Raw genomic sequence first — 6,716 nt, 5'->3', positions numbered from 1 at the left:
AAAAAGCTCGTAGCCGTAAGGCTTTAATTCTTCTGTTTTTGGCTTAAAACGCTCTTCGTCAGTTAAGTCTTCTTGTTCTTTTTCTGGGCGTTCACCAATAGTTGACTGCTGCTCATTTGAGTTTTCGTCATTTGATTGATTAGCGCCGGTGATCGTAGAAATATCTACACCGTATTGTTTTGCTAGGGCTTCTTGCTGGGCTTTTGGCAATTTTTTAAATTGCTCAATTTGTGAGGCCGTTGGCGTAAAAGCCATGGTACTAAAACTACAAAGTAGAATAAAAGCACTAAAAAATTGTGTAAAAACTTTCACGAGTAGGTATATCCCTAGGTCTACAACCAAAATTGGTGGCTATAATACATTAAATCTAAACAAATAAAAAAGGGACTTTCGTCCCTTTTGTCACTTAAATGTCATTAAATACGTTTTTAGGTTAAAAACTGTAAACTAACGTTAATGACGTCTCTGTATCTGTGCTTTCTTCGTCATCAGCAACATCTGAGTTGTTGGTAACATTGAAAGCGACTTTCATTTGCAGCGAGCCATTTATTTTTGCTAGCAATGCAGTTTCTGAACGCGTTTTGGTGTTTGAATCACCGTACTCAACTGATACAAGTTGAGTAAAACGTGCGCTATCTGAAATCTGCCAGTTGTAATCAAGTTTACCTAAAGCAATTACTTCACTGTCGCTTTCGCCTGCAAGTAGGTTACCGTCGTCATCAACTTGCGTGCTGTCGTCTGAGTATTCAAAAAATTTGTAACCCGGACCAAACTCTGCATTTAACCACATATCTGGTTGGTCAATTAAACGTAAGCCGTAACCAGCAGAAATTACAGATTCAGTTCTATACGCGCCAAAGTAATCTGAAACGTGTGAACCATAAATGAACAAATGAGAATTCTTTTCATTTAATTTGTAATTACCTTGCGCAGATGCAGAGTACTTTTCGTTCGTACGCTGCTTGTCTTTGTCGCCGTTGTCATCTTCTACTTCATCTTCTTTATAGATGCCGTCGATTTTGTACTCGTTATTCCAGTTTTCTAGGTGATGTAATACCTTTAAACCGCCTTTCAACGTTGTAGTTTCAGTGTTACCACTAGTGACAATAGCACCTAGCTCGCTTGTTACTTCCCACGTTTTTTTCTCTGCGTCTTCAGCGAATGCGTTAGTTGCAGCAGATGCTGCAACTAAAAGTGTTAAAAGCTTTAATTTCATTAAAATAACCTATTTAATTCTAAAAATTATACTAATTCGCTTAATTAAGTAATCTATTTTGAGGCTGGAAAAACGTGTTGATAGCCAGGCAAAAAATTCGCTATTTAGTTGTTCTAAATGAGAATTTTTTAACGCAGATAGCGACACGTTTAACCCCGCAAAATGATTAAGTATTATTGCGGATTTGTATTAGTCTTGCTTGTGTAAATGTACATCCATTTGTGGAAATGGGATTGTAATGTCTGCATCATCTAATGCAATTTTAATGTTCTCTAATAATGTCCAGTACGTTGGCCAGTAATCACCAGAGTTTACCCAAGGACGCACAATAAAGTTTACGCTTGAGTCTGCAAGTTCAGAAACTGCAACAGTATATGCTGGATCTTTAAGTAAACGAGTCTCTGCGTCAAGTACTGACTGTAATACTTCTTTTGTTTTACGTAAGTCAGCATCGTAACCTACACCAATTACTAAATCGATACGGCGAGTAGACTCACGTGAGAAGTTAGTAATAGCACCAGACATAATTTGTGAATTTGGTACGATAATTACTTTGTTATCTGGAGTGCGAAGCTCTGTAGAGAATATTTCAATTTTTTTAACTGTGCCCATTTTACCGCCAGCTTCAACAAACTCACCTGATTTAAATGGACGAAGTAATATAATAAGTACGCCAGATGCAAAGTTAGACAGCGAACCTTGCAGCGCTAAACCAACAGCTAGGCCAGCNAGCCGCACCTAAAATAGCAATAAACGAGGTTGTTTCTATACCGATTTGCGAAAGTGCCATTAAAATAGTGGCAGCAAATACGATGGCATAAACTATACTCGATACAAATGAGCCTACAGCTTTATCAACTTTCTTTTTATCGAATGTTTTTTCTGTTAAGCCTGCACAAAACTTGGCAATACGGCTACCAAGTAAAAAGATAACAAGCGCAATAACTGCTTGAATACCGTAGTGTAAAATTAGGCCTGAGTTTTCGTTTAGCCAAGTAAGTATTGAATCCATAGTAACTCCAAATAGTTTTTATTAAGCAATTTCCCGCAAGTGAGTATACATTAATTTACATTTTATTCTCATTAAATAGTAAATTATCACTACAAAATAATTTTTATTATCAGCGCTAATACGCTACACACTCTTTATGAACCTTTACTGATAGTAGGCAATTTTATGAAATATTTATTTTTTTTGATTTTTTTTAATTTTAGGCTTCACAAAATTTATAATATTATGTATTATGCGCGCCACACCAAACGAGGTGTGTAGTGGCGGTTGTAGCTCAGTTGGTAGAGCCCCGGATTGTGATTCCGGTTGTCGCGGGTTCAAGCCCCGTCAATCGCCCCATTTTTTCTCTTCTTATTTTTTCATATAAACTTCCTAGCAATATTTAAAATAAATTATTAATTTATTACCCTCAATGAAATAACTTTTCACACACCCATTTTTATTTATATTAATTTTTGTTTTTAAATACGTTTTAAAATAGCATCCAATCTAAAGTGCGTTTAGATTTTTATTAAAAATGTATCGAAGTAATACTATAAAAATAGGCGAGTTTGAATCTGCGGTATAATTAAAAATGCTTATCGAGGGCGTGGAGTTTAGCCATCAAGCTATAAAAAATGCCACCTTGCGGTGGCATTTACACACGGGTTATTTCTACAAGTAGAAATTCTTTTTATTTTTGATTATTTTTAAACAAAAATTATGCCGTAAATGTAGCACTTAGGCCTATATCTAGCAATAAAAAGGTAACCTGTAGTTATAGATCACTTAATTAAGCAAATTGGTATTAGTAACCTAAGCTGTGTTGGATAAACCAATTTTTCATGGTTTATGGTGTCATCGTTTTTAAACTTTGATACACACGTATTTTTCTTCAAGGTATTCATCAAGCCCTCGATGGCCGCCTTCTCGACCTAAGCCTGATTGCTTAACTCCACCAAACGGTGCCACAGGGTTAGATATAACCCCTTCGTTAACACCAACCATGCCAAACTCAAGCCCTTCGCTAATACGATAAATCTGCTTGATATTTTGACTGTAAAAATAAGCCGCTAAGCCATATGGAACATCGTTAGCAAGGGCAAGTACTTCGCTTTCTTCATCAAAAGGAATAACCGTTAATACCGGGCCAAATACTTCTTCGTGGTATATATCCATTTCGGTCGTTACGTTAGTAACAATAAGCGGGTTTTGAAAGCTGCCGCCTAAGTCGCCGTTATCCCCTATTAGGTCTGCGCCTTTATCAAGTGCATCTTGCACAAGCTGCTGCACTTTTTCTTTCGCTTTTGGGTAAATAAGGGGGCCAATGTCTACGTCCTCTTCAAACCCATTGGCTACTTTTAATGCGGCTACTTTAGGCGTAATTTTACTCAGCACTTCATCTAAAATACTGCGCTGAATAAAAATGCGGTTTGCGGCTACACATGCTTGGCCACTGTTTCTAAACTTAGCCNCCGCCATGAGGCCTTCGATTGCTTCGTCTATATCTGCGTTATCAAAAATAATAAAGGGGGCGTTTCCGCCAAGTTCCATGGAGGTACGTTTAATCGTACCCGCACACTGAGAAAGTAACTGCTTGCCTACGCCTGTTGAACCTGTAAAAGTAAATTTGCGCACCACTTCTGAGTCTGTAAGTATTTGTCCGACTGTTTTTGCGTCTTGCGAAATTAGTACGTTAAAAGCTCCTTTTACAAACCCGGCTTGATCGGCAAGGTATGCCAACGCCAAAGCACATAAAGGTGTATATTCAGAAGGTTTTAGCACAAAGCTACAGCCTGCAGCGTATGCTGGCGCCACTTTACGTGTCACCATAGCAACCGGAAAGTTCCAAGGAGTAATGCCAGCCANGGTTGTTTAAAGCTCGTTAATCTATGTGTATCGTCGGTTGGGGGGATCACATCGCCGTAACTGCGTTTAGCTTCTTCTGCAAACCATTTTATAAACCCAGCGCCATAGTCTATTTCACCTAACGACTCTTTAAGCGGTTTACCTTGCTCTTTTGTCATTAGCTCAGCAAGCGTTTGCTTGTGTTTTATTATCAGCTCATACCAACGCATTAGCGTATTACTTCGCTCAGTGGCATTGGTTGATTTTAACTTAACAAACGCACCTTGCGCTGCCTTTATTGCGCTATTAACGCCTTGCTCGTCTATATCACTTACTTCAACAATACTTTTTTCGGTCGCGGGGTCGTCAACGCTAAAACGTTTATTGGTTTTATAAAATTCACCATTAATAAACGAGTCACAAAAAATTAGATTACTCAAAATAGACCTCCGAAATAGTTTTATGGGTTAGGTAAAACGCGTAGCAGCGGGTTTAGCCAAAAGCGATAATTCCTTGACTGTAATTCGACCTGTAAAACGTGATCACTTTAGATCTAGGCCTATTTTAAAAACGCGACATAAAGTCGCTGCTACGGTGTAAGATGTAGCAGCGGGTTTACCCCGCGATTATGATTACGTGGTCATTCATTTAAAAACGCGACGTAAAGTCGCTGCTACGGTGTAAATGTAGCAGCCGGTTTACCCGGCGATTATGATTACGTGATCATTCATTTAAAAACGCGACATAAAGTCGCTGCTACGTGCTTATACAATCTCTTAAACAAAAAAGCCGCTGTAAAAACAGCGGCTTTTAAAAAATTCTCGTTAATTAAAAACTAGTGCTCTTCATTAACGATATTGAGATTGTACTTAGGTATTTCAACTACTAAGTCTTCATCTCTAATAACTGCTTGGCATCCTAAGCGAGATTCTGACTCTAAGCCCCATGCTTTATCTAGCATGTCGTCTTCTAGCTCATCGCTTTCATCTAGTGAGTCAAAGCCTTCGCGGATCACTAAATGGCATGTAGTACATGCACACGATTTTTCACATGCGTGTGGAATGCTAATGCCGTTTTTAAGGGCCACATCAAGGACTGTTTCGCCCGCAGGCGCTTCAAGTGCTGCACCGTCAGGACATAATTCCGGATGGGGAAGAAAAATAATTTGTGGCATTCTAACCTCTTTAAACGTTGTCTACTGACTGCCCTGTAAGGGCCTTTTTAATTGATGCATCCATTCTGCGCGAGGCAAAATCGCTGCTAGCGTTATCTACTTTTTCAATTGCGGCTTTAATTTCACCTGGCTGCTGCGCGGTTTCGCGCACTTTAGCAAGCTCGCTTATTTCAGCTTTTAAATTAGCAAGTTGAATATCGTCGAGCAAGTCACCGTCGCTAGCAAGTGACGCCTCTAGTGCTTCTATAACACGTAGCGCCTCTACTTGTTGCTCTTTAAGCATACGTGCTTGCATGTCATCTTTAGCGTTGCTCATTGACTCTTTGAGCATGTTAGCCACTTGGTCATCAGATAAGCCAAACGATGGTTTAACTTGGATTTCAGCTTGCACACCAGTTGATTTTTCCATTGCTGATACACTTAACAAGCCATCGGCATCCACTTTAAAGGTAACTCGAATATGTGCAGCGCCTGCAGCCATAGCCGGTATGCCTTTTAAACTAAATTTAGCCAGCGAGCGGCAATCGTCAACCAGTTCGCGCTCACCTTGTAGCACATGTAAAGACATTGCCGTTTGGCCGTCTTTAAAGGTAGTAAATTCTTGCGCACGAGCAACAGGAATAGTGGTATTACGCGGAATTATTTTTTCAACTAACCCACCCATCGTTTCAAGGCCAAGCGACAGTGGCAATACATCAAGTAATAGCATGTCAGAATCGGGCTTGTTACCTACTAATACATCAGCTTGTAATGCAGCACCTAGTGCAACAACACGATCCGGGTCGATTGATGTTAGCGGCTCTTTTTCAAAAAAGCCTTCAACTTGGCTGCGAACCAGTGGCATGCGAGTTGAACCACCTACCATTACAACTTGCAGCACTTCTTCGTTTTCGATGCCAGCATCTTTTACTGCACGACGACACGAACGAAGTGTTTTTTTAACAAGTGGCATAGCCAGCTCGTCAAAGGTTTCGCGTGTCACTTCTACGGTGTGTTTTTGCTCGTCAAATTCAAGCACTACATTTACTTTTGCATACTGGCTTAGCGCTTCTTTACAGGCTTTTGCTTTATTAATAAATAAGCGAAGCACAGAAGGCGATAATGCCGAAATACCGGTTTGCTGCTTAAAGTAATCAACTAATAGCGAATCGAAATCATCGCCACCTAAGCTTGAATCACCGCCAGTTGCCATTACTTCAAACACACCTTGGTGTAAGCGAAGTATAGAAATATCAAAGGTGCCGCCGCCTAAATCGTAAACAGCAATGATACCTTCTTGGCCCGAGTCTAACCCGTAAGCGACTGCCGCAGCGGTTGGCTCGTTTAATAAACGTAATACGTTAATGCCAGCAAGTTCGGCTGCATCTTTAGTGCTTTGGCGCTGTGCGTCATCAAAGTACGCAGGCACAGTAATTACTGCTCCTAAAATCTCTTGATTACCAAAGCTATGCTCTGCACGCGCTTTTAGAGCCGCTAAAATATGGCTA

At 40.0% G+C, this 6,716-nt stretch carries 3 protein-coding genes, 1 tRNA gene and 3 pseudogenes (1 of these 7 running past the window's edge); 1 reads left to right on the top strand and 6 read right to left on the bottom strand.

Annotation, left to right across the window (positions count from 1 at the left end):
- The 3 genes and pseudogenes from L650_RS0115965 to L650_RS0115955 form a co-directional block, all read right to left on the bottom strand.
- Positions 1-312, bottom strand: a pseudogene (locus L650_RS0115965) (SLBB domain-containing protein) (it extends 2,336 nt beyond the left edge of the window).
- Between the two features lie 121 nt (positions 313-433).
- Positions 434-1,216 (bottom strand): YdiY family protein, encoded by a 783-nt coding sequence (locus L650_RS0115960; protein WP_029773724.1) that lies wholly within the window; start codon positions 1,214-1,216, stop codon positions 434-436.
- A 189-nt stretch (positions 1,217-1,405) separates the two neighbouring features.
- A pseudogene (locus L650_RS0115955) lies at positions 1,406-2,228 on the bottom strand (mechanosensitive ion channel domain-containing protein).
- Positions 2,229-2,491: 263 nt separating this feature from the next.
- Between L650_RS0115955 and L650_RS0115950 the strand changes: the two are divergent.
- Positions 2,492-2,567, top strand: a tRNA-His gene (locus L650_RS0115950).
- A gap of 507 nt (positions 2,568-3,074) precedes the next feature.
- On the opposite strand, the pseudogene L650_RS0115945 reads toward L650_RS0115950, so the two are convergent.
- The 3 genes and pseudogenes from L650_RS0115945 to hscA form a co-directional block, all read right to left on the bottom strand.
- A pseudogene (locus L650_RS0115945) lies at positions 3,075-4,495 on the bottom strand (NAD-dependent succinate-semialdehyde dehydrogenase).
- A gap of 395 nt (positions 4,496-4,890) precedes the next feature.
- The gene (gene fdx / locus L650_RS0115940) at positions 4,891-5,229 is read right to left on the bottom strand and encodes an ISC system 2Fe-2S type ferredoxin (protein ID WP_004585776.1); all 339 of its coding nucleotides are present in this window, start codon (positions 5,227-5,229) and stop codon (positions 4,891-4,893) included.
- Between the two features lie 10 nt (positions 5,230-5,239).
- On the bottom strand, positions 5,240-6,716 hold a 1,477-nt coding region (gene hscA, locus L650_RS0115935; RefSeq protein ID WP_029773723.1), incomplete at its 5' end, for a Fe-S protein assembly chaperone HscA.

The organism is Pseudoalteromonas sp. TB51 (assembly GCF_000498055.1).
Taxonomy (GTDB): Bacteria; Pseudomonadota; Gammaproteobacteria; order Enterobacterales; family Alteromonadaceae; genus Pseudoalteromonas; species Pseudoalteromonas atlantica.
The sequence above is the reverse complement of the archived record's forward strand: the minus strand, read 5'-3'. Positions and strand labels throughout refer to the sequence as shown.